This window comes from Aliidiomarina halalkaliphila (genome assembly GCF_007096385.1).
GTDB lineage: Bacteria > Pseudomonadota > Gammaproteobacteria > Enterobacterales > Alteromonadaceae > Aliidiomarina > Aliidiomarina halalkaliphila.
Genome location: NZ_VJWL01000001.1, coordinates 101464 through 126707 on the forward strand (window position 1 = coordinate 101464; position 25244 = coordinate 126707).

Here is a 25244-nt window from a genome sequence, read left to right on the forward strand (position 1 = left end):
TCGTTGTGGTTCCTAGATAAAAAAGCCAGTCAGTCAATTTTCTGACTGGCTTTTTTGATCCGTTAGTAGTGACAATTATATCGGTCACGCTTTGTGTTCCTGCGGTACTCCCCTATACTTTTAACTAAGTTTCAATGAAATATGAACCTGTGACACAGATTGAAAGTCTGAACATAGGTCAACGTAAGCATGCAGGGAGTGGGTATGAAAGTTCTAGTGAAAGTCTGTTTAATGCTTGTCGTCGCGGGCACCATTGTTGCCTGCACCACCTCGCCCACTGGGCGTTCACAACTTAATTTATTTTCTGGAAGCGCGCTAAATAGCTTGGGCGCGGAATCATTTGCAGAGATTAAGCAGCAGGAGAAAGTCTCTACAGATCGCGAGTTGAATGCGTATGCGCAATGTTTGGCCGACGCAATCATCGAAGTTTTACCTGAAGAGTACCAAGGCCGTGAATGGGAAGTGGCTGTCTTTGAATCCGACACCATTAACGCATTTGCGCTACCCGGCGGCTATATGGGCTTCTATACGGGTATTATGCGCCTTGCTGAAAATGAGCATCAACTTGCTGCGGTGATGGGGCATGAAATAGGGCATGTGTTAGCGGATCACAGTAGCGAACGCTTATCCACCAATTTATTATTGAGCGGCATTATGGTCGGAGCCGACATAGCCTTAACGGATCGTCCTCCTCAACAGCGGGGTATGATCATGGCAGGGCTCGGGCTCGGTGCCCAAGTCGGTGTGATGTTGCCATATAGTCGAACCCATGAGTCGGAAGCAGACGAAATCGGGCTCGATTTAATGGCACGCGCGGGTTTTGATCCTCATGAAGCACCAAAGCTATGGGAAAATATGGCGAAGATCAGCCAAGGGGCACCACCTGAGTTATTGTCTACGCATCCATCCCCACAAACGCGTATCCGCAATCTATCTCGGCAGATTCCAGAGGTTATGCCATTGTATGAGGCGCGTTTAGCCTCTGCAGGACCGGCAAATTGTCCACGACCCCGTTCTTTAGATCAGAATTAAGGGGTCTAGGTTAATTTGTTCTAAGGCAGAACAAACCATTCTTGATGATTAGCCGTTCATTTGTTTAAGTGCGACAAATGAGCGGCTGTTTCGTTTCCATCACGTAACAGCTCACAGCGGTAAATAAGGTGTAGTGATGTTACAGGCGTGGTTTCGAATTCCTTTCTGGCAGCGAGTTCTCGGTGCTTTTATTCTCGGTGGCTTATTAGGTGTTGTGGCAGCAGATGTTGCTATCGCCATGCAACCCTTGGGGCAATTGTTTATCCGAGCAATTCAAATGCTGGTGGCGCCGCTGATATTATTTGCGATTGTCAGCAGTATTACCAGTATGCAAAGCCATCAACGCTTAGGGCGGCTTGCCAGTAAAACCGTTGGCTTATTCTTGCTTACTGCATTTATTGCCAGTGCTATTGGTCTAACCGTGGCAACCTTGCTCGATTTAGCGCCGGTAGTCGAACTCACCGCGGGTGAAGTGCGGGATCGCGATATACCGCCTGTTTCTCAAGTATTGCTATCGGTGATACCTACCAATCCATTCGCGGCCCTTGTTGAAGGTAATGTGCTGCAGATTATTACCTTTTCCGTGGTTTTGGCATTGGCGTTAAATGCGTTGCAGGAAAAAGCGGCGCCAGTACGTGACTTCTTTCAATCGGGAGCGGAAGTTATGTACCAGATTACTCGCTATGTGCTTGAGCTCACCCCTATAGGTGTATTCGGCTTGATGGCTTGGGTGGTCGGTACCCATGGTTTGGATATGCTGCTGCCGCTCGCTAAGTTCGTGGGCGCGATCTATCTCGCTTGCATTATTCATATCGTGTTCGTCTACGGAAGCCTAGTACGTTTTGGCGCCAAGGTAAGTCCGTGGCGATTCTTCCGCGCGATTCTACCGACTCAGATCATTGCCTATTCCACGTCGAGTAGTTTTGGTACCTTACCTTCTACGCTCAAAACCACAACAGAAAAGCTCGGGGTGAAAAAAGAGTACGCCAGCTTTTCATTGCCGTTAGGGGCAACCATCAATATGGATGGGTGTGGCGGAATTTATCCTGCTATCGCGGCAATTTTTATTGCGCACCTGTATGGCATTCCATTGGGCTTTACTGAATATGCCATTATTATGGTCACAGCAACTTTGGCGTCTATCGGCACGGCAGGAGTGCCAGGTTCTGCCATGGTGATGCTCACGGTTACGCTCTCGGCCGTTGGTTTACCTCTGGAAGGGATTGCATTTATTGCCGCAATCGATCGAATTATTGATATGATGCGCACAGCAACTAACGTGACGGGTGATATGACGGTTTCGTTAGTGGTCGCTAAATCTGAAGATATGGTAGATGAATCCGTCCTTGCGGCTGGGCTACGGGGCGACGATCCGGTAGATTCAGGCATGGAGCCAGTGAGCAAAACGAGCAACGTATAAGCAGAAAAAGATGACAAAACCTTTGGATATTGCATTGGTCGGCGCAAGCGGCCGAATGGGAAAAGCGGTAGTACAAGCACTCGTTCACGCACAGCATGCACGCTTAGCGGTGGCGTTAACGCACGCCGACTCCGCCCATATTGGGAAAGACAGTGGAACTCTCGCCGGCGCCAATGAGAACAACATCCCCATTACGGCGGATATCACACAGGTGGCTCAGGCAGATGTAGTAATTGATTTTGGTTTAGCGGAAGGTCTAGAGCAGCGCGTACAAGCGTATGTACAACACGCCATTCCTGCAGTGATCTGTGTAACAGGCTTAACTTCAAGTCAAATACATAGCCTGCATCAAGGGGCACAAATTATTCCACTGCTTCACGCGGCCAATACCAGCGTTGGGATTAACTTACTAGCGGCACTTACCGCTGAAGCGAGTCGCGTACTCGGTACTGAAGCGGATATTGAGATTTTAGAAGCGCACCATACTCGTAAACTTGATGCCCCTTCCGGAACGGCTTTGGTCTTAGGTGAAGCGGCAGCGCAAGGGCGCGGGCAACGATTGGACGATGTGGCAGAATTAAATCGCAACGACCCCTCCCATCGCTACGAAAAAGGGAGTATTGGATTTGCCACTTTGCGTGCAGGCGATATCGTCGGTGAGCATACGGTCTATCTTGTTGTCGATGGCGAACGAATCGAATTAAGTCATCGGGTTTCAAAGCGGAGTACCTTTGCGGATGGGGCTTTGCGTGCAGCACGCTGGCTCGCGGAGCAAAAAGCGCCAGGATTATATGCCATGAAAGATGTACTTGGTCTGGACGCTAAGGGCTAATTTTTGTAGAATACGTCCAATTTGCCGAACGCCGGCAAGCACAGGTGCAGCCTCGTTTGGAGAGCTGTGCATGATTCGGTGTAAAGCGGGGAAGTGACAGCAGACTTGCCCGTTTTTTTATGTTCGGAGGTACCCTTGAGTATTTCGGCGAGTAAAACCGCGCTAAAAGCGGTCCTGGTCCTCGCAGACGGCACTGTGTTTAATGGCACCGCAATTGGTGCAGAAGGACAAGCCGTCGGTGAAGTTGTTTTCAATACAGCAATGACCGGTTATCAGGAAATTTTGACAGACCCCTCTTACGCAGAACAGATCGTTACTCTCACCTATCCTCACATTGGCAATTACGGTACGAATTCAGAAGACTCCGAGTCTTCTAAGATTTGGGCCAAAGGGCTCGTTATCCGCGATTTATCCCCCATTGCCAGTAATTTTCGCAACACCCAATCCTTAAGTGACTTCCTAAAAAGCCAAAATATTCTTGGCATCGCCGATATCGATACGCGTCGCTTGACCAATCGTTTGCGCGAAACGGGCGCACAGGAAGGGTGCATCATGACCTATCGTCATGATCAAGAGGCTCCGGTAGAAGCCGCGTTGAAAGCTGCGAAAGGATTCCCAGGATTAGCCGGTATGGATTTGGCAAAAGTGGCCACCTGTAGTGCAAGCTATCCTTGGCGGGAAGGCACCTGGATTTTAGGGGAAGGTCATGCAACGCCAGAACATGAGCGTTTCCATGTTGTTGCTTACGACTTTGGGGTGAAACAGAATATACTTCGCATGCTTGTTGATCGCGGGTGTAAAGTTACCGTCGTTCCGGCTGAAACATCGGCTGCAGATGTCTTAGCGATGAGTCCAGACGGTGTGTTTTTGTCTAACGGACCAGGCGACCCAGCACCATGTGATTACGCCATTGCCGCGATTAAAACATTCCTCGATGAGAAGTTACCGATTTTCGGGATTTGTTTAGGCCACCAATTGCTGGCGCTTGCCGCCGGTGCAAAAACCGCGAAAATGAAGTTTGGTCATCATGGGGCGAACCACCCAGTGCAGGTGCTAGATACAGGGGTTGTGATGATCACCAGCCAAAACCACGGTTTTGCTGTGGATGAAGCAAGTTTACCAAATCATTTACGCGCGACTCATAAATCGCTGTTTGATGGTTCCTTACAAGGTATTCATCACACAGAACTCCCTGCGTTTAGTTTCCAAGGACATCCGGAAGCTAGTCCTGGACCGCATGATGCGGCCCCATTGTTCGACCATTTTATCGAATTGATGGAAACCCACACGGCTCAGCAATAAAGGACTCGGTGCAATCATGCCAAAACGTACAGACATACAAAGCATACTGATTATTGGTGCTGGTCCTATTGTGATCGGCCAGGCCTGTGAATTCGATTACTCGGGCGCGCAAGCCTGTAAAGCCCTGCGCGAAGAAGGCTACCGAGTTGTCTTAGTGAACTCGAACCCAGCAACCATTATGACCGATCCAGAAATGGCCGATGCCACCTACATCGAGCCGATTCATTGGGAGGTGGTTGAGAAAATCATTGAGCGCGAGCGACCTGATGCGATTTTGCCTACTATGGGTGGTCAAACTGCGTTGAACTGCGCTCTCGAGCTCGATGCCCGCGGTATTCTCGAGAAATACAATGTTGAAATGATCGGTGCAACTGCCGATGCCATTGATAAAGCCGAAGACCGAGATCGCTTTGATAAAGCGATGAAATCGATTGGTTTAGAAACGCCACGTGCAGAAATTGCTCACAGCATGGAAGAAGCCTTTGATGTGCTTGAACGTATTGGCTATCCATGCATTATTCGGCCCTCGTTTACTATGGGCGGAAGTGGTGGCGGTATCGCCTATAACCGTGACGAGTTCGAAGAAATTTGCCGCCGTGGTTTAGCCTTGTCGCGTACCAATGAACTCTTAATCGACGAATCATTGATTGGTTGGAAAGAGTACGAAATGGAAGTGGTCCGCGACAAAAACGATAACTGTATTATTGTCTGTTCTATCGAAAACTTTGACCCTATGGGTGTGCATACCGGTGACTCGATCACCGTGGCTCCAGCACAAACTCTGTCTGATAAAGAATATCAAATTATGCGCGACGCCTCGATGGCTGTTCTGCGCGAGATCGGTGTAGAAACCGGCGGTTCCAACGTGCAGTTTGGTATCTGTCCAGATACAGGACGCATGGTTATTATCGAAATGAACCCGCGGGTGAGCCGTTCATCAGCATTAGCGTCGAAAGCCACCGGCTTTCCGATTGCCAAGGTCGCGGCCAAGCTTGCGGTGGGTTATACCCTTGATGAATTAAGTAACGAAATTACTGGTGGCATGACCCCAGCGTCGTTTGAACCGGCAATTGATTACGTGGTAACCAAGATTCCTCGGTTTAACTTTGAGAAGTTTCCAGGCGCCAATGATCGCCTTACGACCCAGATGAAATCTGTGGGTGAGGTGATGGCGATTGGCCGCAACCAACAGGAATCCATGCAGAAGGCACTTCGTGGCCTTGAATTGGGCATGAATGGCCTCGACCCCATCGTGGATGTGAACGACCCCGAGGAAGCGCGCACGCGTATCATTCGTGAGTTAAAAGAACCAGGTGCAGAGCGGATTTGGTATATCGGCGATGCGTTTCGTATGGGAATGAGTGTCGACGATGTGTTTGCGTTGACCAAGATAGACCGTTGGTTCTTGATTCAACTACATGAAATTATTGAACTAGAAGCGGAAGTGGCAGAAAGCGGTTTGGCCGGACTTGATGCCGACAGTCTTCGCTACCTGAAGCGCAAAGGATTTGCTGATGCACGCCTAGCGGATATTCTTGACGTAAACGAAGGCGAAGTGCGTAAGCGCCGGGAAGAGTTTGGAATTTTCCCTGTGTATAAGCGCGTAGACACATGCGCGGCGGAGTTTGCTTCAGAAACCGCATATATGTATTCCACTTACGATGAAGAGTGTGAAGCGCGGCCTTCGGATCGTGAAAAAATCATGGTCATCGGTGGTGGTCCAAACCGAATTGGCCAGGGAATCGAATTTGATTACTGCTGTGTACACGCAGCCTTGGCGATGCGCGAAGACGGTTACGAAACCATTATGGTGAACTGTAACCCAGAAACCGTTTCAACCGATTATGATACGTCTGACCGGTTGTACTTCGAACCCATCACATTGGAAGATGTGCTTGAGATCGTGCGGGTTGAAAAGCCTAAAGGTGTGATCGTTCAATATGGCGGACAAACCCCGTTGAAATTGGCTCGGGCTCTAGAAGCTAATGGTGTGCCAATTATTGGTACATCGCCAGATGCCATCGACCGTGCTGAAGACCGAGAGCGCTTCCAAACGGCGGTCGAGCGTTTGGGCTTGAAGCAGCCAGAGAATGCCACAGTCACCACTGTTGAACAGGCGATGACAGAGTCTCAGCGCATTGGCTTCCCATTGGTCGTTCGTCCGTCCTATGTATTGGGCGGTCGTGCCATGGAGATTGTGTATGATGAAGCGGATTTGCGTCGTTATCTGACCGAAGCCGTTAAAGTATCAAACTCTGCTCCAGTCTTGTTGGATCGCTTTTTGGATAACGCCATTGAAGTTGACATCGACGCTATTTGTGATGGCGAACACGTATTTATTGGCGGCATTATGCAACACATCGAACAAGCGGGTGTTCACTCCGGTGACTCTGCCTGTTCGTTACCTCCGTATTCTTTAAGCGATATGGTACAAGCTGAATTGCGTGAGCAAGTCGCAAAGCTCGCTTTTGAGTTAAATGTCCGTGGCTTGATGAATACTCAGTTTGCGATTCAGAATAACGAAATCTACCTGATTGAGGTTAATCCGCGAGCCGCTCGTACCGTGCCATTTGTGTCCAAGGCAACAGGCGTACAATTGGCGAAAGTCGCCGCGCGAGTCATGGCAGGGACAAGTTTAAAAGCGCAAAATTGTTTGCGTGAAGTGATTCCTCCGTACTACTCGGTGAAAGAAGTTGTGGTGCCTTTTGCCAAGTTCCAGGGCGTGGATCCGATTCGTGGACCGGAAATGCGTTCTACGGGCGAAGTGATGGGCGTCGGTGAAAGTTTCGAAGAGGCCTACGCCAAAGCAAACTTGGGAGCAGGCCAGGCGCTTCCGGCGAAAGGCAAAGCCTTACTGTCGGTACGTGAAGGTGATAAGAAGCGCGTGATCGACCTCGCTCGCGGGTTAACTGCGCTTGGTTTTACCGTGGAAGCGACCGGAGGAACTGCAAAAGCTTTGCAGGAACAAGGAATTCAATGTAGCGTAGTGAATAAGTTGCAAGAAGGGCGTCCAAATATTGTGGACGCTGTGAAAAACGGCGAATATAGCTACATTATAAATACAGTGGAAGGACGACAAGCAATTGAGGATTCGGTCTACATTAGACGTGAAGCCCTCTTGAATAATGTCAGTTACACCACCACATTAAATGCAGGGTTTGCAGCTGTGAAGGCGCATACGGTAAATGACCGCGCTCGAGTCAGTTCAGTGCAGGAATTGCATAAGAGGATTTTAAATCAATGACTAACATCCCAATGACGGTTGCGGGTGCAGACGCATTGCGTACCGAATTGAAGCGTTTAAAAAGCGAAGATAGACCTCGCATTATTCAAGCGATCGCCGATGCTCGCGAGCATGGCGATTTGAAAGAAAATGCGGAGTACCATGCTGCCCGAGAGCAACAAAGTTTTTGCGAAGGTCGCATTCAAGAAATTGAAGCTAAGCTTGCCAATGCACAAGTGATCGATGTGACAAAGTTGCCTAATCAAGGGAAAGTCGTGTTTGGTGCAACAGTTACCGTGTACAACACGAAAACTGAAGAAGAAGTGACTTATCGTATTGTGGGTGACGATGAAGCAGATATTAAAAAGAATCTGATTTCTGTTAACTCACCACTTTCACGGGCATTGATCGGTAAATCTGTCGATGATGTTGCCATGGTGACGACCCCAAGTGGGGAAGTGGAGTACGAAGTGATCAAAGTTGAGTACCTGTAGGCAAATCGACCACTCGTCGAGCTCATTGAGATCAACCAGAAGAACCGGCATTGTTGCCGGTTTTTTTGTGGCTCTATTTCGCCAATATCCGCTTCATTTGCTCAGTGCGGGCTTCGCGTGATGCTTTGTTGGTGGGAATGTCATTCGAATACTCCGGAACATCTGGAAATATTTCCGTTACCGGCCGATCCAATAGTTTTGCAAAAGCTTCGGCCACTATTCGCGACTTCGCTTGACGTCCAGCCACTTTTGAGATCAACGAAGGACTTCGATTCAGTGCTTGTGCCAGCATACTGAAGTCATACCCTAGGAGAGCAAGTTCCTTTTTTAATTGATTTTTGTCCATTTTTGTCATTTCATACAGGTTCAATTGTAATTCACATTTAACTCAAATGAGGATAAATTATTCCTCAAATGAGGAATCATGATAAAAACATAGCCCATGGCAAATATCAAGAAATTCTCATTGACCCTCGACGAAGTATTGCGACGAGCCTCAGAGCTGTCAGGCAAATCTCAAGATGCTGATTTGGTGCGCTGGTTGGGTGTGAGCAAGTCGAGCTTAAATAACTGGAAATCGCGGGGCACCATTCCATTTAAAACGCTGGTACCCGTTTTAATTAATAAAGGGGTGTCATTAGATTGGTTCTTTGCACCCGATCAGGCGTTGCGTCGTCCCGATATTAGTGAAGGAGCATTAGCAGAGCAGATGACGCGCTATGGCGCTGCTGAGAGCGATGACTTTGTGCGCTTGCCGGGAATTATTCAGGAACTGACTGAAACGTTGCAGGCGGCAGGTGCGCCCGTTCAACAACGTCAGTTAAATGAAATGGTTGCGCTCTACCGGGTATTAGAAGACGACCCGCAAACGCGCACTAAGGTAATTGGCGTTCTAGCCAAAGTATTCGCCGAAGAAGCAAGAGCTCAGTAGCCAGCGCATTGCGTTGGTTTACCGAGCTTGCTACTGCGCTACTTAGGCAGTTTTAGTTTAGGTTCGCGGGCAGGGCGATAGAGTACGAGTGTTTTACCAATCACTTGTACTTGCGATGCTGCCGTTTCCCGGGCAATCGCTTCGTAAATCGCCGCACGTAATTCACGATCTTCATCCGGTACCTTCACCTTAATGAGCTCGTGATGCTCAAGGGCGCTGTCAATTTCCGCAACGACACCCTCGGTTAATCCATTGGCACCGAGTAGCACCACAGGCTTAAGTGGATGCGCGAGGCCTTTTAGAAACTGTTTTTGTTTGTTGTTCAATTGCATATCATATTGTCCGCAGTCGGGAATAACCGTGTGAAGAACACCGCAATCGGTTAAATCGTTCCGACGAGGCGAGCGTATCACTTGAATTTCCTGTATTCTACCGCCATCTAAGATATGGGGCTAGCCTGAATGGAGCAAGTTGAGGATTCATGGCGAAGAAAAAACGATCAGCGAGCAGCTCTCGCTGGCTAAAAGAACATTTTGACGACCAATACGTGCAGAAAGCGCAGAAACAGGGTTTGCGTTCCCGTGCGGTATTTAAGTTAGATGAAATTCAAAAACGTGATCGCATTTTACGCCCGGGGCAAACGGTCGTAGATCTTGGCGCAGCGCCCGGTGGTTGGTCACAATATGTGGCCGAAGTGCAAAATGGTGATGGCGAAATTATTGCCTGCGATATTCTTGAGATGGACCCGATTGCTGGCGTTGATTTCTTACAAGGTGATTTTCGCGAAGCCGCGGTTTTGAATGCACTAATGAATCGGATTGGTGGGAAAAACGTCGACGTTTTGCTGTCGGATATGGCACCAAACTTTAGCGGAACTGATGCTGTCGATCAGCCACGATCCATGTATTTGGTTGAGTTAGCATTGGATATGTGTGAGCAGGTTTTGAAACCTGGTGGCACTTTTGTCGTCAAAGTATTTCAAGGAGAAGGTTCGGATCAGTTTTTAAAAGACGTCCGAACAGCCTTTTCTTCCGTAAAGGTAAGAAAGCCAGACTCGTCTCGAGCACGTTCTCGTGAGGTCTATCTGGTAGCGACAGGCTACAAAGTGTAGTACCCTGAAAGGGTAGCTTTAGCAGGGAAACCTGCCAACATGTTGAGAGGTAAGAACGTTGAGCGACATGGCAAAAAATCTAATCCTTTGGTTAGTGATCGCAGTGGTACTGGCGAGCGTGTTCCAGGGGATGAATCCAGGCAGTAGTGACCAGCGTGTATACACGTACTCTGAATTCGTGCGCGATGTAAATCGTGGCGATGTACGAGAGGTGACTATTAACGAATCGAATCGTACCATTGAAGGGGTGCGCCGTAGCGGTGAACAATTCCGCACGGTGAAGCCCGCACAAGATCCGGATTTGCTCAATGAATTATTGAGTCAAGGTAATGTGCAGGTACGTTATACCGAGCCAGAATCACGTAGCTTACTCGGAACAATCTTTATTTCTTGGTTCCCGATGCTGCTCCTGATTGCCGTTTGGATTTTCTTTATGCGCCAAATGCAGGGCGGTGGCGGTCGCGGTGCAATGTCATTCGGCAAGAGCAAAGCGCGCTTGATGGGCGAAGACCAAGTGAAAACAACCTTGGCCGACGTTGCCGGTTGTGAAGAAGCCAAAGAAGAAGTGGCAGAGTTGGTCGACTTCCTGCGCGACCCTTCTAAATTCCAGCGTTTAGGTGGCCGGATTCCGAAAGGGGTGCTGATGGTTGGCCCTCCAGGAACAGGTAAAACCTTGCTGGCCAAAGCAGTTGCCGGTGAAGCAAAAGTTCCTTTTTATACGATTTCCGGTTCCGACTTTGTTGAAATGTTTGTCGGTGTGGGTGCATCGCGTGTTCGCGATATGTTCGAACAAGCGAAGAAAGCAGCTCCTTGTATTATTTTCATCGATGAGATTGATGCAGTAGGTCGTCAGCGGGGTGCTGGTTTAGGTGGTGGTCACGATGAGCGTGAACAAACCTTGAACCAAATGCTCGTTGAAATGGACGGCTTTGAGGGCAATGAAGGTATTATCGTGATTGCCGCAACGAACCGTCCAGATGTTCTTGATCCTGCGTTATTGCGTCCAGGTCGTTTTGACCGTCAGGTAACCGTAGGTCTGCCTGATGTGCGTGGTCGTGAGCAAATCTTGAAAGTTCATATGCGTAAAGTACCCATTGCCGACGATGTAGAGCCAGCGCTTATCGCACGCGGTACACCTGGGTTCTCCGGTGCAGATCTGGCGAACTTGGTGAACGAAGCTGCCTTGTTTGCAGCCCGTGAGAATCGTCGGATGGTATCTATGGCAGAGTTTGAAAAGGCCAAAGATAAGATCCTGATGGGTTCTGAGCGTAAGTCGATGGTGATGACCGAGTCCGAGAAAGAAATGACGGCGTATCACGAAGCAGGGCACGCGATTGTAGGGCGTCTAGTCCCTGATCACGACCCTGTGTATAAAGTATCGATTATTCCGCGTGGACGCGCTTTAGGTGTCACAATGTACCTGCCGGAGCAGGATCGTGTGAGTCATAGCAAGCAGCATTTAGAAAGTATGCTGTCGAGTCTTTACGGCGGTCGTATTGCCGAGCAACTGATTTACGGTGATGAGCACGTGACCACCGGTGCCTCGAATGATATCGAACGGGCGACAGCTATTGCGCGTAAGATGGTAACCCAGTGGGGTCTTTCCACGAAGATGGGGCCATTACTCTATGCAGAAGACGAAGGGCAGGTATTCTTGGGGCGTTCTGTGGCTCAGAATAAGCAAATGTCTGACGATACGATGCGCGCCATTGACGCAGAGATCCGCCAAGTGATCGATCGGAACTACGACCGTGCTTATAAAATTTTGGAAGAAAACATCGATATTTTACATTCGATGAAAGACGCCTTGATGAAATATGAAACACTCGATGCCGGTCAAATCGACGATTTAATGTCACGTCGGGATGTGCGGGAGCCGGTGAGTTGGCACGACAAAGATGATGGTAAGCCGTCGTCGGGTGACACCGCCAGTGCGAAGCCAAAAGCGAAGAAGCCAAAGAAAGATGATGACCGCTTAGATATCGATGAGCCCGACGGTTCACCGGCGAAGTAGCGCGATAGAATGCCCCGTTCAGCGGGGCATTTTTTTGACTTCATTTAAGGCATCGATTCCCTCATAATTCATTGTTGTCTAAACTACTTGCGACACTGGAACAGGAATACACCACCATGAATGACTTTAGGTCCCGATTTGAAGTGATGGGGATACTTAATGTCACACCCGACTCGTTTTCTGATGGCGGCGAATATAACGACATAGATCGCGCGCTCGAGCGCGCGCGCGCCATGGTGGCCGCCGGTGCTGATTGGTTGGATATCGGCGGCGAATCAACACGGCCTGGGGCAAGTGCGGTATCTGAACAGGAAGAGTTAAACCGCGTGGTGCCCGTGATCGAGGCCATTGCTCGGGAACTACCCGTCAAGATTTCCGTGGATACAAGCAAGCCAGCGGTAATGCGCGCAGCTGTGGCTGCGGGCGCGAAAATGATTAATGATGTGCGGGCATTGCGAGAACCTGGCGCTTTAGCAGCGGCTGCGCAAGCGGTGCAAACGCATCAGGTTGGGGTGTGCTTAATGCACATGCAGGGGCAGCCAAGAACCATGCAAGAACATCCTGAGTACGCTGATCTGATCGGTGACATTCATGATTTCTTTCAAGAGCGAATCCGAGATTGTGAGAACGCAGGCATTTCTCGCTCGCACATTTATTTAGATCCGGGGTTTGGATTTGGGAAAACCCTGCGGCACAATTACGAACTACTGAAAAGGTTACCCGCATTTCATGATCTGGGTTTGCCATTATTGATAGGTATTTCACGTAAGTCGATGCTTGGGCAGGTCACGGGGCGGGATGTTGCAGATCGCATGCCTGCAAGTGTTGCCGCAGCAACCATTGCGATGTTGCAAGGCGCCGCTATTTTGCGTGTGCATGACGTAGCGGAAACCAAGGATGCAGTACAGGTCGTGACGACCATGTTGAATGGAGATAATTAAGGGATATGGGCAAATATTTTGGTACCGATGGAATTCGAGGACACGTGGGTGAACGACCAATCACGCCGGACTTCGTGCTTAAATTGGGTTGGGCAGCAGGAAAAGCGCTCGCCGCTTCCGGAAACACGCGTGTTCTTATCGGTAAAGATACGCGGATTTCCGGCTATATGCTGGAATCAGCGTTAGAGGCTGGGTTTTCTAGTGCTGGCGTAAATGTAGAGTTTTTAGGGCCTATGCCGACGCCGGCAGTAGCCTATTTGACGCGCACATTTCGCGCCGCCGCAGGCGTGGTGATCAGTGCCTCGCATAACCCTTACTATGACAACGGTATCAAGTTCTTTTCTGAATCCGGACATAAATTATCCGACAACGTTGAACAACAAATTGAAACCTACCTCGACCAAGAGCTCGATTGTGTGGCCAGTGAACAACTAGGTCGCGCGTTTCGAATACACGACGCGGCCGGTCGTTATATTGAGTTTTGTAAAAGTGTTTTCCCTTCAGAGTTATCTCTGACGGGGCTCAAAATGGTCGTAGATTGTGCTCACGGTGCAACCTATCACATTGCTCCAAATGTGTTTCGTGAACTCGGTGCACAGGTGGTGGAAATCGGCTGCGAGCCGGACGGCCTAAATATTAATGCCGGTTATGGTGCAACGGACCTCACGAATCTGCAGGCGATGGTGAAAAAAGAATCGGCCGACATTGGTATCGCTCTGGATGGTGATGGTGACCGCCTGATGATTGTCGATGCGGCAGGTGGTGTGATTGACGGTGACGAAATTGTCTATGCCCTAGTACGTCAAGCCATTAAAGATGGCACCTTTGAAGGCGGTGTCGTAGGTACCGTGATGAGTAATATGGGCATGGAGTTGGCATTGGAAAAGCTTAAAGTTCCTTTCGTGCGTGCCAAAGTTGGTGATCGTTATGTTATGGAAGCATTGCGAGAGAAGCGTTGGTACGTGGGAGGGGAAGGATCTGGTCATGTGATCAACCTGAAACACCACAGTACTGGTGATGGCATTTTGGCGGCAATTCAATTCTTATCTGGAATGGTTCGGGAAGGTCGGAAAGCGCGTGATATGGTGCAAGGCATGCGAAAACTGCCGCAAGTGCTCATCAATGTAAAATACAAGCCAGGGACCGATCCCTTGCGTGAGCATAATGTTACTTCGGCAGTGAGCGAAGTGGAACGTGCTTTAGGTCGTGACGGTCGCGTATTACTCCGGAAATCAGGTACCGAACCCTTAATTCGGGTGATGGTCGAAGGAAAAGATGCCGCTGGTGTGCGTGCGTTCGCAAAGCAAATTGCCAACGAAGTGAGTGCCGTTGAGTAACGCATTTATTATGCTCTAACATTGCCTAATCGGTTCGCTATGGCAATTGATTAACATCTGAGCGAACGGTAAATTTTTGTGGGGTGGTGCTTGTATCCGATGATGATGTCGGGTACTATCTGCGCCGCTTACAGAAGGACAGGAGAGTCATGTGAGAACATCACTGGTGATCGCCAACTGGAAGTTAAATGGTGACCTTGCGCTCGTAAAAGAAATGGCGACGCACTTTGCAGGGTTACTTAAAGACACAACAACTACGGTTGTGGTCTGCCCTCCGGCAGTATATTTGAAGGCGGCTGAGATAGCTTTGGCGCCGGTGAATATAAAAGTGGGTGCGCAGAATTGTGCTGCACATACTGACGGTGCCTTTACCGGCGAAATTAGCGCACAAATGATGCGCGAGTGCGGGGCTAGCTATGTACTTGTTGGCCACTCGGAGCGGCGAGCTATTTTTGGCGAGAGCGACGATGTACTTGCAGAAAAAATAGCGCGCGTACAGGAATCTGAGTTAACACCTGTGTTTTGTGTCGGCGAAACGCTGGAAGAGCGTGAAGCAGATGCGGTAGAATCAGTGATTGAAGCGCAGCTTAATGCTGGCTTGGCGCAGGCAGATTTTTCTAATCTTGTGATTGCGTACGAACCAGTTTGGGCGATTGGGACCGGCAAGACAGCCTCTCCTGAACAAGCGCAAGAAGTACACGCAATGATTCGCCGTTGGTTGCGAGACAAAGCCCCAGAGCAAGCGGACACGTTACAAATTCTTTACGGTGGCAGTGTGAAGGCTGATAATGCAGACACATTGTTTAACCAACCGGATATCGATGGCGGCCTTGTTGGCGGTGCTAGTTTGAGTCCGGAACAGTTTGATGCCATTTGCAAGGCAGCAAAGGATACCTAGTTTATGTATGAAGTTTTATTGGTGTTGTATCTACTTGTCGCAATCGCACTGATCGCGCTTATCATGGTACAGAAGGGTAAGGGCGCCGAAATGGGTGCTTCCTTCGGTTCTGGTGCATCGAATACCGTATTTGGTGCCAGCGGATCTGGGAACTTCCTAACCCGTATGACTGCAGTGATTGCGGTGACATTCTTCCTGTTAAGCTTGATGCTTGGCAATATGGTTGCATCTGACCGTGCCCCTGCAGACGATTTTAGTGATTTGACGCAGCCGGCAACTGAGCAGCAACCGCGAAATAACGATTTACCGCCAGGAAACTAATCCCGGGTTAATCGCAACAAAATTTGCCGAAGTGGTGGAATTGGTAGACACGCCATCTTGAGGGGGTGGTGCTCTTCTGAGCGTACGAGTTCAAGTCTCGTCTTCGGCACCAAAATTTGAGTATTTATGCGCTTATTTAACCTTTTGTATAGCCAACGGTTTTTTTCATCGAAATCCTTAATATTCGGGCGCTTTCGGTTGAAAACAGAAGGGAAGCGCGTATAATACTCAGCATCGGACGCGGGGTGGAGCAGTCTGGTAGCTCGTCGGGCTCATAACCCGAAGGTCGTAGGTTCAAATCCTGCCCCCGCAACCAGTTCGAGTTTAACGACATACAGCGTGTCATAGGGTACGCGATAGGTTCGGTAAGCTCAGGTCGAAAGGCTCGATTGTACATTAGCCCCGACGGTGTCCGGGGCTTTTTGCTATCTAGTCTTTGTGGCATTCTTTTGGGTACCTGAGAACTGGGCTTTATGCCCTTTTTTTGTTTCTGGAGGTTACGTTGGCAACTTTGGTTGAGCGACTAACAGATATGCTTGAACCTGCGGTGTCTGCGGCAGGTTATGAACTCGTAGGAATCGAATTCGTACGTGCGAAAACGTCGATCCTGCGTGTCTATATTGATCATGAAAATGGGATTTCCGTGGATGACTGCGCCGATGTGAGCCATCAAGTAAGCGCCGTGCTAGACGTCGAAGATCCGATTAGTACTGAGTACACCCTTGAAGTGTCGTCTCCAGGCATGGACCGGCCACTGTTTAATATCCATCACTTTGAGCGCTTTATTGGCGAAGAAGCGTCGGTGCAATTAACAGTAGCGATAGAGAATAAACGAAATTTCAAAGCCGTAATCACCGCTGTTGAAGGCGATAAGATTACATTTACCCTAGGTAACGAATCATTGAATGTACCGGTCAGCGCAGTAAAAAAGGCGAACCTGGTACCGAAGTTTGATTAAGATTAAGCGTTGACGAGGCAAGAGATGAGTAAAGAGATTTTGCTGGTTGCAGAAGCGGTATCGAACGAAAAAGCGGTACCTCGTGAAAAGATTTTTGAAGCATTAGAAGTTGCCATTGCAACGGCAACTCGGAAGAAATATGACGGTGATATCGATGTGCGTGTGGCGATTGATCGCAACACAGGCTCATTCGATACTTATCGCCGTTGGCGTGTGGTCGAAGATCCAGATGGATCATTGGAAAATCCGTACGCGGAAATTTCATTGTCTGCTGCACAAATCGATGAGCCGAACATTCAAGTAGGCGACTACGTGGAAGATCAAATCGACTCCATCGTATTTGACCGCATCACCACGCAAACAGCGAAGCAAGTGATCGTACAGAAGGTACGTGAAGCAGAGCGGGCGCAGGTGGTAGAGCAGTACGAAGACCAAGTGGGTACATTGATTAGCGGCATCGTTAAGAAAGCGACTCGCGACAATATCATCTTGGATCTTGGTAACAACGCAGAAGCGGTGATTTTCCGTGATGAAATGCTTCCGCGTGAAAGCGTGCGTCCGGGTGATCGTATTCGCGGTTTATTATTTGCAGTGCGTCCAGAAGCGCGCGGTGCGCAGCTGTTCGTTAGCCGTACGCATCCAGACTTTTTGATCGAACTGTTCCGCATTGAAGTGCCAGAGATTGGCGAAGAAATGATTGAAGTGAAGGGTGCTGCACGGGATCCGGGTTCACGGGCGAAAATTGCTGTGAAAAGCAATGACCGTCGAATCGATCCAGTAGGTGCCTGTGTGGGTATGCGTGGCGCTCGGGTACAAGCTGTATCGAGTGAGCTAGGTGGTGAGCGTGTGGATATCGTGCTGTGGGATGATAATCCGGCGCAGTTCGTGATTAACGCCATGTCACCTGCAGAAGTTGTGTCTATTGTGATGGACGAAGAAACCCACACCATGGATATCGCTGTGGAAGAAGGGAACTTAGCGCAAGCCATTGGTCGCAATGGTCAAAATATCCGTTTGGCAAGTCAGTTAACTGGCTGGGAACTGAACGTGATGACCGTGGAAGACTTTAATGCGCGCAACGAAGCAGAATCTGAGCGTTTGTTGGCCTTGTTTACTGAAGGTCTCGAAATTGACGAAGATTTCGCCACTGTGTTGATTGAAGAAGGCTTTTCTTCTCTTGAAGAAATTGCGTATGTTCCTGTGGCTGAGTTGTTGTCAGTTGATGGAATGGACGAAGATATCGTTGAAGAATTGCGGACTCGTGCACGCGATTACTTGACGACGAAAGCCCTAAAAACAGAAGAGTCTTTGGAAGGAGCAGAACCAGATTCAACGCTGCTCGATTTGGAAGGGATGGATCGTCACTTGGCGTATGAACTCGCCGCGATGGGTGTGAAAACCCTAGAAGACCTTGCTGAGCAAGGCACTGATGATTTGGAAGGAATTGAGTCACTCACACCAGAGCAGGCGGGCGAATTGATTATGAAAGCCCGTAATATCTGTTGGTTTAGTGACGAAGCATAATTTGAAAGTGAGGTATGAATTAGATGGCAGAAGTCAAAATCGAAAAACTTGCCAGTGATATCGGAACCTCCGTTGATCGCTTGCTGCAACAGTTAAGTGATGCCGGTATTAAGAAATCGGCCGGTGAAACTGTGTCAGAAGACGAAAAAGCGGCGCTATTAGCGCATCTGAACAAAGCGCATGGCGGCGATGGCAGCGCAGCGCCAAGCCGCATGACCTTAAAACGGAAAACCCGCAGTACGTTGAGCATTAATGCGGGTCCGGGTAAGGCGAAGGCAGTTCAGGTTGAAGTACGGAAAAAACGCACGTACGTGAAGCGCTCTCCTGAAGAGGAAGCGCGTCAGCAGGAAGAAGAGCGATTAGCAGCAGAAGCGGCTGAGCAAGAACGTTTAGCGGCGGAAGAAAAAGCCCGCGCCGAAGCAAAGGCGAAGCAAGAAGCAGAGGCTAAGCGTCGCGAAGAAGAACGCAAGATCGCGGAAGAAAAACGCAAAGCAGCGGAAGCGAAAGCAGCAAAATCACAACCTGAGAAAACGCCGGAAGAGAAAGCCAAGGCTGAAGCTGCAAAAGCGGAAGCGGAGCGTTTACGCAAGGCACAGGAAGCTGAAGCCGCTAAGAAAGCGGAAGAAGAAGCCAAACGTCAGGCTGAAGAAGCGCGTCGCTTAGCAGAAGAGAATCAAGCGCGTTGGGAAGAAGAAGAAGCCCGCCGCAAGAAAATGGAAGAAGAAGACGTTCATTTTACCACCTCGGTGACGGCGAAATTTGCAGAAGAGCAGCAGGACACGGAAGAAGAACGTCGTGGCCGCCGTACTGCAAAGAAAACCAAACGTCGCGGTAAAGATGACGACAAAGATGATTCACCACGTCGCGAACGTCGCCGGAAGGGGAGCAAGCGTAGCCCTTCATCGATGCAACATGGCTTTAATAAGCCTGCATCACCGGTAGAGCGTGAAGTGCGTATTCCTGAAACCATCACCGTTGCGGATTTGGCAAATCGGATGGCTATTAAAGCCTCTGAAGTGATCAAAACCATGATGAAGATGGGTGAGATGGTGACCATTAACCAAGTGCTTGACCAAGAAACAGCGTCACTCGTGGTTGAGGAAATGGGTCATAAATTTGTATTGGTGAGTGATAACGAACTTGAACAAGCCGTATTGCTTGATCGGGGTGACACCGGTGAACTGCAGCCACGAGCGCCTGTGGTTACGGTGATGGGTCACGTAGACCACGGTAAAACGTCGCTGCTCGATTATATCCGGAAAGCGAAAGTTGCCGCCGGGGAAGCAGGCGGGATTACGCAGCACATTGGTGCGTATCACGTAGATACTGGTCATGGCATGATTACTTTCCTTGATACTCCTGGTCACGCGGCGTTTACGTCGATGCGGGCACGGGGTGCGAGCGCAACCGATGTGGTTATCCTTGTGGTTGCCGCTGATGATGGTGTGATGCCACAAACCGTTGAGGCCATTCAGCATGCGAAAGCGGCAGGTGTTCCGATGGTAGTTGCGGTCAACAAGATTGATAAGCCAGAAGCGGACCCAGATCGTGTGAAGTCTGAGTTGTCGCAGCATGACGTGCTGTCAGAAGAGTGGGGTGGTGATGTCCAGTTTGTTCATGTTTCTGCTAAATCAGGTGAAAACATCGACGGATTGCTGGAAGCTATCCTGCTCCAGTCTGAGCTCTTAGATTTAAAAGCGGCGCATGATGGCATGGCCCATGGTCTGGTGATTGAATCACGGCTCGATAAAGGCCGCGGTCCAGTGGCAACTATCCTCGTTCAAAGCGGTACATTAAATCGCGGCGATATCGTGTTGTGTGGTCTGGAATATGGCCGTGTGCGTGCGATGCGCAATGAGCTTGGTCAGGAAGTCGATAGTGCTGGTCCGTCAATTCCAGTTGAGATTCTTGGTTTGTCGGGTGTACCACAAGCCGGTGATGAAGTGACTGTGGTGAAAGATGAGCGTAAAGCGCGCGAAGTGTCGAACTACCGCCAGGGCAAATACCGGGAAGTGAAACTTGCACGTCAGCAGAAAGCGAAGCTTGAAAACATGTTTACAAGCATGGAAGAAGGCGTTGTTTCTGAACTGAACTTGGTTGTGAAAGCGGATGTTCAGGGCTCTCTTGAAGCGATTATTGAGTCCTTAACGAAACTTTCGACCTCGGAAGTGAAAGTGAACATTATCGGTTCAGGTGTAGGTGGAATTACAGAAACCGACATCAGCTTGGCGGGTGCTTCAAATGCAATCGTGATCGGATTTAATGTGCGTGCGGATGCAACGGCCCGTCGTATTACCGAAAATGAAAGCATTGAACTGCGTTACTACAGCGTGATCTACGACTTGATTGATGAAATCAAGCAAGCGATGACAGGTATGTTGGCGCCAGAGTTCAAGCAACAAATCATTGGTTTGGCAGAAGTGCGGGATGTCTTTAAGTCGCCGAAAATTGGTGCAATTGCCGGTTGTATGGTGACCGAAGGTATCGTGAAACGTTCAGCGCCAATCCGTGTCCTACGTGATAACGTGGTTATCTACGAAGGTGAACTGGAATCCTTGCGCCGCTTTAAAGACGACGTACAGGAAGTTCGCAACGGCATGGAATGTGGTATCGGTGTGAAAAACTACAATGATGTTCGCGTTGGTGACCACATTGAGGTTTTCGAAACCGTCCAGGTTGAACGTACACTTTAATTCCTTAGGGCAGCCACCTTTGGTGGCCGCCCTAACGGGGAATTCCCGATGCGAAAAAGGAGTAGTTTATGAAAAAAGAGTTTAGCCGTACCGATCGTTTTTCGCAGCAAATGCAACGTGAGATCGCGATGATCTTACAGCGGGAAATCAAAGACCCGCGGGTGGTTATGCCAACCGTGTCTGACGTTGAAGTGTCAAAAGATTTAGCCTATGCAAAGGTGTTTGTCACTTTCCTGAACGACGATGAAGATCAGGTAAAAGTAGCACTGAAAGTACTTAACGAAGCGTCTGGTTATATGCGTTCGTTGTTAGGTAAGCGAATCAAATCTCGCATTACACCGGAACTACGATTTGTTCATGATGTGTCCTTGCTTGAGGGGATTCGCATGGCGAAGTTGGTGCGAGAAGCGCGGGAACGAGACGACGCGAAGAACAAAGAATAATTCAACCAACGCCGGATACCTATCCGGCGTTTTTCCATGTGTTAGGACATGGAAAAGTGACGACTAATCGAAAGAGGATGAGTGGTGGCACGAAAAACCCGGGGCCGAGCCATTGACGGTGTGGTTCTTGTCGATAAACCGACAGGCGCATCATCAAATCGTATTTTACAGCAAGTGAAACGTATCTTTTATGCGCAAAAAGCAGGACACACCGGTGCCCTAGATCCACTCGCTACCGGCATGCTTCCAATTTGCTTAGGTGAAGCCACAAAGTTTGCTCAGTTCTTGCTTGATGCCGATAAGTCCTATCGGGTGGTGGCAGAATTTGGTGTGCGCACCAATACCAGCGATGCGGATGGCGAAGTGGTTGCTACAGCGGCGGTGAACTTTACTCGGGCAGACTTCGAACGGATCATGGTTGATTTTACTGGCCCGATTCAACAGGTTCCATCGATGTTCTCCGCGCTGAAGCACCAAGGTAAGCCACTTTACGATTACGCGCGGAAGGGAATCGAAGTGCCTCGCGAGGCACGGCCTATCCATATCTATAAACTCGATATTGTATCCTTTGATTTGCCATTTGTTACTCTAGATGTAACCTGCAGTAAGGGCACTTATATTCGTTCATTAGTCGATGATATGGGGCAAGCCCTCGGCGCAGGTGCTTACGTGAAGGAGCTGCGTCGAACCGGAGTGGCAGACTACGCTTACGATGACATGTATACCATAGCGGAACTCGATGCACTGATCGCCCAACGTAACGAACCCGAGCAATTTGACTACAGCGCACTTGATCAATGCTTACTCCCGACAGATTCGCCAGTGACACGACTGCCAAAAATCACGGTGTCGGATACCGATGGAGACCGCTTTTTGCATGGTCAACCGCTAAAAATTGGCGAGCTTCAGCAGGGTGATTTAATTCGCGTGTGGGATACCCAGCGCTTTCTCGGCGTGGCGCAGTTGCGCGATGATGGCTTGTATTGGCCGAAACGTGTTTTGAGCCTGCCTTAATCTTGTATTTGTGCCTAAGGCAACGTATAATGCGCGACTTCCGCTGGGGCTGAATTAGTGATTGGCTCTGGCATTAACTAAATGGAGTCCCATTATGTCACTAACAGCAGCTCATAAAGCACAAATCGTTTCTGATTTTGCACGCGGTGAAGGCGATACAGGTTCACCTGAAGTTCAGGTAGCCCTGTTAACTGCCCAAATCAACCACTTGCAAGGTCACTTCAAAGAACACAAGCACGACCACCACTCACGTCGTGGTCTACTACGCATGGTTAGCCAGCGTCGTAAATTGCTGGACTACCTGAAGCGTAAAGACGAAGCGCGCTACGTTGATTTGATTCAGCGTCTAGAACTGCGCCGCTAAGCGGTGTTAATAAAGGGGCCTCTGGGCCCCTTTATTTTTATCAGCAGATATATCCAGCGGGCTTCAACGTATTAGAATTGGATTGAAAACAGCCTGTGTATTGCGATTAAGCAAGAGAATACAGGAAATGGTTCTCGCACAGCACAATGATTAGGTATACTAATCGGATAAATTAAAGTAAGTCGTAAAAAAGATGGCCCAGAGAATCAAAGGGCAAAATGTAAGTAAGTTGAAGGAAAAGAAAACGTGAATCCTATTATTAAGCAATTTAAGTATGGTCAACACACTGTGACGTTAGAAACTGGTGCGATTGCGCGTCAGGCGTCAGGTGCAGTAATGGTAAGCATGGATGACACCACAGTATTAGTCTCCGTGGTTGGTAAAAAAGAAGCGCGGGCCGACCAAGATTTCTTCCCGCTCACCGTAAACTATCAAGAGCGTACCTACGCAGCCGGTAAAATTCCTGGCGGGTTCTTTAAGCGTGAAGGGCGTCCTTCTGAAAATGAAACACTCACGAGCCGTTTGATCGATCGTCCGATCCGTCCATTGTTCCCAGAAGGTTTCTACAACGAAGTGCAAGTAGTTGCTACTGTGGTATCACTGAATCCAGAAGTGAACCCAGATATCGTAGCATTGATTGGTACCTCAGCAGCTTTAGCTGTGTCAGGTCTGCCATTTAATGGCCCTATCGGTGCTGCACGCGTTGGCTTTAGCAATAACGAATATGTGTTGAACCCGACCAAAACTGAACTGGAAAGCTCTGACCTTGACCTCGTGGTTGCAGGTACTGAAGCGGCCGTTCTTATGGTTGAATCAGAAGCAAATCTTCTTAGTGAAGAAGTGATGTTGGGCGCTGTGATGTATGGTCACGAGCAGCTTCAGGCAGTGATTTCTGCAGTCAATGAATTTGCTGCAGAAGTGAACACACCGAAGTGGGATTGGCAGCCGGCTGCTAAAAATGAGCCTTTGATTGCTGCAGTAAAAGCAGCTGCCGAGAGCAAAATCGGTGCCGCTTACATGATTACTGATAAGAGCGAGCGTCGCGATGCGCTGAAAGCTGCTCTGAAAGAAGTAATCGAACAGTTGAAAGCCGATCACGCTGATTTAGATGAGAAAGAAGTGGGCGATATCTTCCATGATTTCGAATCACAAGTGGTTCGTGGTCGTATTATTGCTGGTGAGCCGCGGATTGATGGTCGTGAACCAGATATGGTTCGTGGCATCGACGTTGCTACCGGTGTTCTGCCGCGCGTTCATGGTTCTTCTGTGTTTACTCGTGGTGAAACCCAAGCGCTTGTGGCCGCTACTTTAGGTACAGAACGTGATGCTCAGAATATTGATGAGATCATGGGTCATCGCACCGACCGCTTTATGCTGCATTATAACTTCCCTCCGTACTGCGTGGGTGAAACCGGTATGGTTGGATCGCCGAAGCGTCGTGAAATCGGTCATGGTCGTTTAGCTAAGCGCGGCGTAATGGCAGTGATGCCAAGTGCAGATGAATTCCCGTACACCATTCGTGTGGTATCGGAAATCACTGAATCAAACGGTTCAAGCTCAATGGCTTCTGTGTGTGGTACGTCACTGGCACTAATGGACGCTGGTGTTCCAATTAAGGCATCTGTGGCTGGTATTGCTATGGGCTTGGTGAAAGAAGGCGATAAGTTTGTCGTTCTGTCGGATATCTTGGGTGACGAAGATCACTTAGGCGACATGGACTTTAAAGTAGCGGGAAGCTCAACAGGCGTAACTGCACTGCAAATGGATATTAAAATCGAAGGGATTACCAAAGACATCATGCAACAAGCATTGGCTCAGGCCAAAGCTGCGCGTTTGCACATTTTGTCGGTAATGGACCAAGCGATTAGCACGGCTCGTGACGACGTCTCTGATTTCGCTCCTCGTTTCCACATCATGAAAATCAACCCAGAGAAGATTCGTGATGTGATCGGTAAAGGCGGCGCGGTGATTCGTGAACTGACTGAGTCGACGGGCACCACGATTGAAATCGATGATGACGGTACGATTAAGATTGCTGCTACCGATGACGCCTCTGCGCAGAATGCGGTGAAACGCATTGAAGCACTCACCGCAGAAGTAGAAGTAGGTCGCATCTACGAAGGTAAAGTTGCACGTATCGTTGATTTCGGTGCCTTTGTAACTGTACTTCCAGGCAAAGATGGTTTGGTTCACATTTCACAAATTAGCGATAAGCGTGTGGAAGATGTGAACGATTACTTGTCGGTTGGTCAGGTTGTGAACGTAAAAGTTCTGGAAATTGATCGTCAGGGCCGTGTGCGTTTGAGCATGAAAGAAGCACAAGAAACGCCAGAAGAGACTACCTCAGAAGAGTAAGTCACTTGAGCAAGTACCTACGGAATGGCTGTCTGCG

At 49.1% G+C, this 25244-nt stretch carries 22 protein-coding genes and 2 tRNA genes; 22 read left to right on the forward strand and 2 right to left on the reverse strand.

What is annotated here, in order from left to right; translation table 11 throughout:
- Nucleotides 1-204 precede the first annotated feature (204 nt).
- From FM042_RS00470 to greA, 6 genes are all read left to right on the forward strand, one after another.
- On the forward strand, nt 205-1032 hold the full coding sequence (locus FM042_RS00470; RefSeq protein ID WP_143233803.1) for a M48 family metallopeptidase: 828 nt from the start codon (nt 205-207) through the stop codon (nt 1030-1032).
- 136 nt (nt 1033-1168) lie between these two features.
- On the forward strand, nt 1169-2452 hold the full coding sequence (locus tag FM042_RS00475; protein ID WP_143233804.1) for a dicarboxylate/amino acid:cation symporter: 1284 nt from the start codon (nt 1169-1171) through the stop codon (nt 2450-2452).
- A gap of 10 nt (nt 2453-2462) precedes the next feature.
- Nucleotides 2463-3284 (forward strand): 4-hydroxy-tetrahydrodipicolinate reductase, encoded by an 822-nt coding sequence (gene dapB, locus FM042_RS00480; RefSeq protein ID WP_143233805.1) that lies wholly within the window; start codon nt 2463-2465, stop codon nt 3282-3284.
- A 135-nt stretch (nt 3285-3419) separates the two neighbouring features.
- Nucleotides 3420-4586 (forward strand): glutamine-hydrolyzing carbamoyl-phosphate synthase small subunit, encoded by a 1167-nt coding sequence (gene carA, locus FM042_RS00485; RefSeq protein ID WP_143233806.1) that lies wholly within the window; start codon nt 3420-3422, stop codon nt 4584-4586.
- Between the two features lie 16 nt (nt 4587-4602).
- Entirely contained in the window at nt 4603-7830 is a 3228-nt protein-coding gene (gene carB, locus FM042_RS00490) for a carbamoyl-phosphate synthase large subunit (RefSeq protein WP_143233807.1), read from the forward strand.
- The gene (greA, locus tag FM042_RS00495) at nt 7827-8303 is read left to right on the forward strand and encodes a transcription elongation factor GreA (protein WP_143233808.1); all 477 of its coding nucleotides are present in this window, start codon (nt 7827-7829) and stop codon (nt 8301-8303) included. Before carB ends, greA begins: the two co-directional genes overlap by 4 nt.
- A gap of 73 nt (nt 8304-8376) precedes the next feature.
- Here the strand turns inward: greA and FM042_RS00500 are convergent, their stop codons facing one another.
- Nucleotides 8377-8658, reverse strand: a complete 282-nt coding sequence (locus FM042_RS00500; protein ID WP_143233809.1) for a hypothetical protein — start codon at nt 8656-8658, stop codon at nt 8377-8379.
- 87 nt (nt 8659-8745) lie between these two features.
- Between FM042_RS00500 and FM042_RS00505 the strand changes: the two genes are divergently transcribed.
- The gene (locus tag FM042_RS00505) at nt 8746-9234 is read left to right on the forward strand and encodes a helix-turn-helix domain-containing protein (RefSeq protein WP_143233810.1); all 489 of its coding nucleotides are present in this window, start codon (nt 8746-8748) and stop codon (nt 9232-9234) included.
- Nucleotides 9235-9272: 38 nt separating this feature from the next.
- Here FM042_RS00505 and yhbY read toward each other — a convergent pair whose 3' ends face one another.
- Nucleotides 9273-9566 carry a ribosome assembly RNA-binding protein YhbY gene (yhbY, locus tag FM042_RS00510; RefSeq protein ID WP_143233811.1) on the reverse strand — a complete coding sequence of 98 codons (294 nt, stop codon included), beginning with the start codon at nt 9564-9566 and terminating at the stop codon, nt 9273-9275.
- Nucleotides 9567-9715: 149 nt separating this feature from the next.
- Between yhbY and rlmE the strand changes: the two genes are divergently transcribed.
- The 15 genes from rlmE (at nt 9716) to pnp (ending at nt 25207) form a co-directional block, all read left to right on the forward strand.
- Nucleotides 9716-10345 (forward strand): 23S rRNA (uridine(2552)-2'-O)-methyltransferase RlmE, encoded by a 630-nt coding sequence (gene rlmE, locus FM042_RS00515; RefSeq protein WP_143233812.1) that lies wholly within the window; start codon nt 9716-9718, stop codon nt 10343-10345.
- A 58-nt stretch (nt 10346-10403) separates the two neighbouring features.
- Nucleotides 10404-12359 carry an ATP-dependent zinc metalloprotease FtsH gene (gene ftsH, locus FM042_RS00520; RefSeq protein WP_143233813.1) on the forward strand — a complete coding sequence of 652 codons (1956 nt, stop codon included), beginning with the start codon at nt 10404-10406 and terminating at the stop codon, nt 12357-12359.
- 116 nt (nt 12360-12475) lie between these two features.
- On the forward strand, nt 12476-13300 hold the full coding sequence (folP, locus tag FM042_RS00525; protein ID WP_143233814.1) for a dihydropteroate synthase: 825 nt from the start codon (nt 12476-12478) through the stop codon (nt 13298-13300).
- Nucleotides 13301-13305: 5 nt separating this feature from the next.
- Entirely contained in the window at nt 13306-14637 is a 1332-nt protein-coding gene (gene glmM / locus FM042_RS00530) for a phosphoglucosamine mutase (protein ID WP_143233815.1), read from the forward strand.
- Nucleotides 14638-14788: 151 nt separating this feature from the next.
- A complete protein-coding gene (tpiA, locus tag FM042_RS00535) occupies nt 14789-15535 on the forward strand; it encodes a triose-phosphate isomerase (protein ID WP_143233816.1) in 747 nt (248 codons plus the stop codon).
- A 3-nt stretch (nt 15536-15538) separates the two neighbouring features.
- The gene (gene secG, locus FM042_RS00540) at nt 15539-15856 is read left to right on the forward strand and encodes a preprotein translocase subunit SecG (protein WP_143233817.1); all 318 of its coding nucleotides are present in this window, start codon (nt 15539-15541) and stop codon (nt 15854-15856) included.
- 25 nt (nt 15857-15881) lie between these two features.
- Nucleotides 15882-15968, forward strand: a tRNA-Leu gene (locus tag FM042_RS00545).
- 127 nt (nt 15969-16095) lie between these two features.
- Nucleotides 16096-16172, forward strand: a tRNA-Met gene (locus FM042_RS00550).
- Between the two features lie 186 nt (nt 16173-16358).
- Nucleotides 16359-16814, forward strand: coding sequence for a ribosome maturation factor RimP (gene rimP / locus FM042_RS00555; RefSeq protein ID WP_143233818.1), 456 nt, complete (start codon nt 16359-16361; stop codon nt 16812-16814).
- 24 nt (nt 16815-16838) lie between these two features.
- Nucleotides 16839-18338: a transcription termination factor NusA gene (gene nusA, locus FM042_RS00560; RefSeq protein ID WP_143233819.1), complete on the forward strand. Its 1500-nt coding sequence runs from the start codon at nt 16839-16841 to the stop codon at nt 18336-18338.
- 23 nt (nt 18339-18361) lie between these two features.
- The gene (infB, locus tag FM042_RS00565; RefSeq protein ID WP_143233820.1) at nt 18362-21031 is read left to right on the forward strand and encodes a translation initiation factor IF-2; all 2670 of its coding nucleotides are present in this window, start codon (nt 18362-18364) and stop codon (nt 21029-21031) included.
- Nucleotides 21032-21099: 68 nt separating this feature from the next.
- Nucleotides 21100-21474, forward strand: coding sequence for a 30S ribosome-binding factor RbfA (gene rbfA, locus FM042_RS00570; protein ID WP_143233821.1), 375 nt, complete (start codon nt 21100-21102; stop codon nt 21472-21474).
- A gap of 84 nt (nt 21475-21558) precedes the next feature.
- Complete coding sequence (truB, locus tag FM042_RS00575; protein ID WP_143233822.1) at nt 21559-22488, forward strand: tRNA pseudouridine(55) synthase TruB; 930 nt, start codon at nt 21559-21561, stop codon at nt 22486-22488.
- A gap of 94 nt (nt 22489-22582) precedes the next feature.
- Nucleotides 22583-22852 (forward strand): 30S ribosomal protein S15, encoded by a 270-nt coding sequence (gene rpsO, locus FM042_RS00580; RefSeq protein WP_143233823.1) that lies wholly within the window; start codon nt 22583-22585, stop codon nt 22850-22852.
- Between the two features lie 246 nt (nt 22853-23098).
- Entirely contained in the window at nt 23099-25207 is a 2109-nt protein-coding gene (pnp, locus tag FM042_RS00585) for a polyribonucleotide nucleotidyltransferase (RefSeq protein ID WP_143233824.1), read from the forward strand.
- Nucleotides 25208-25244: the final 37 nt, after the last annotated feature.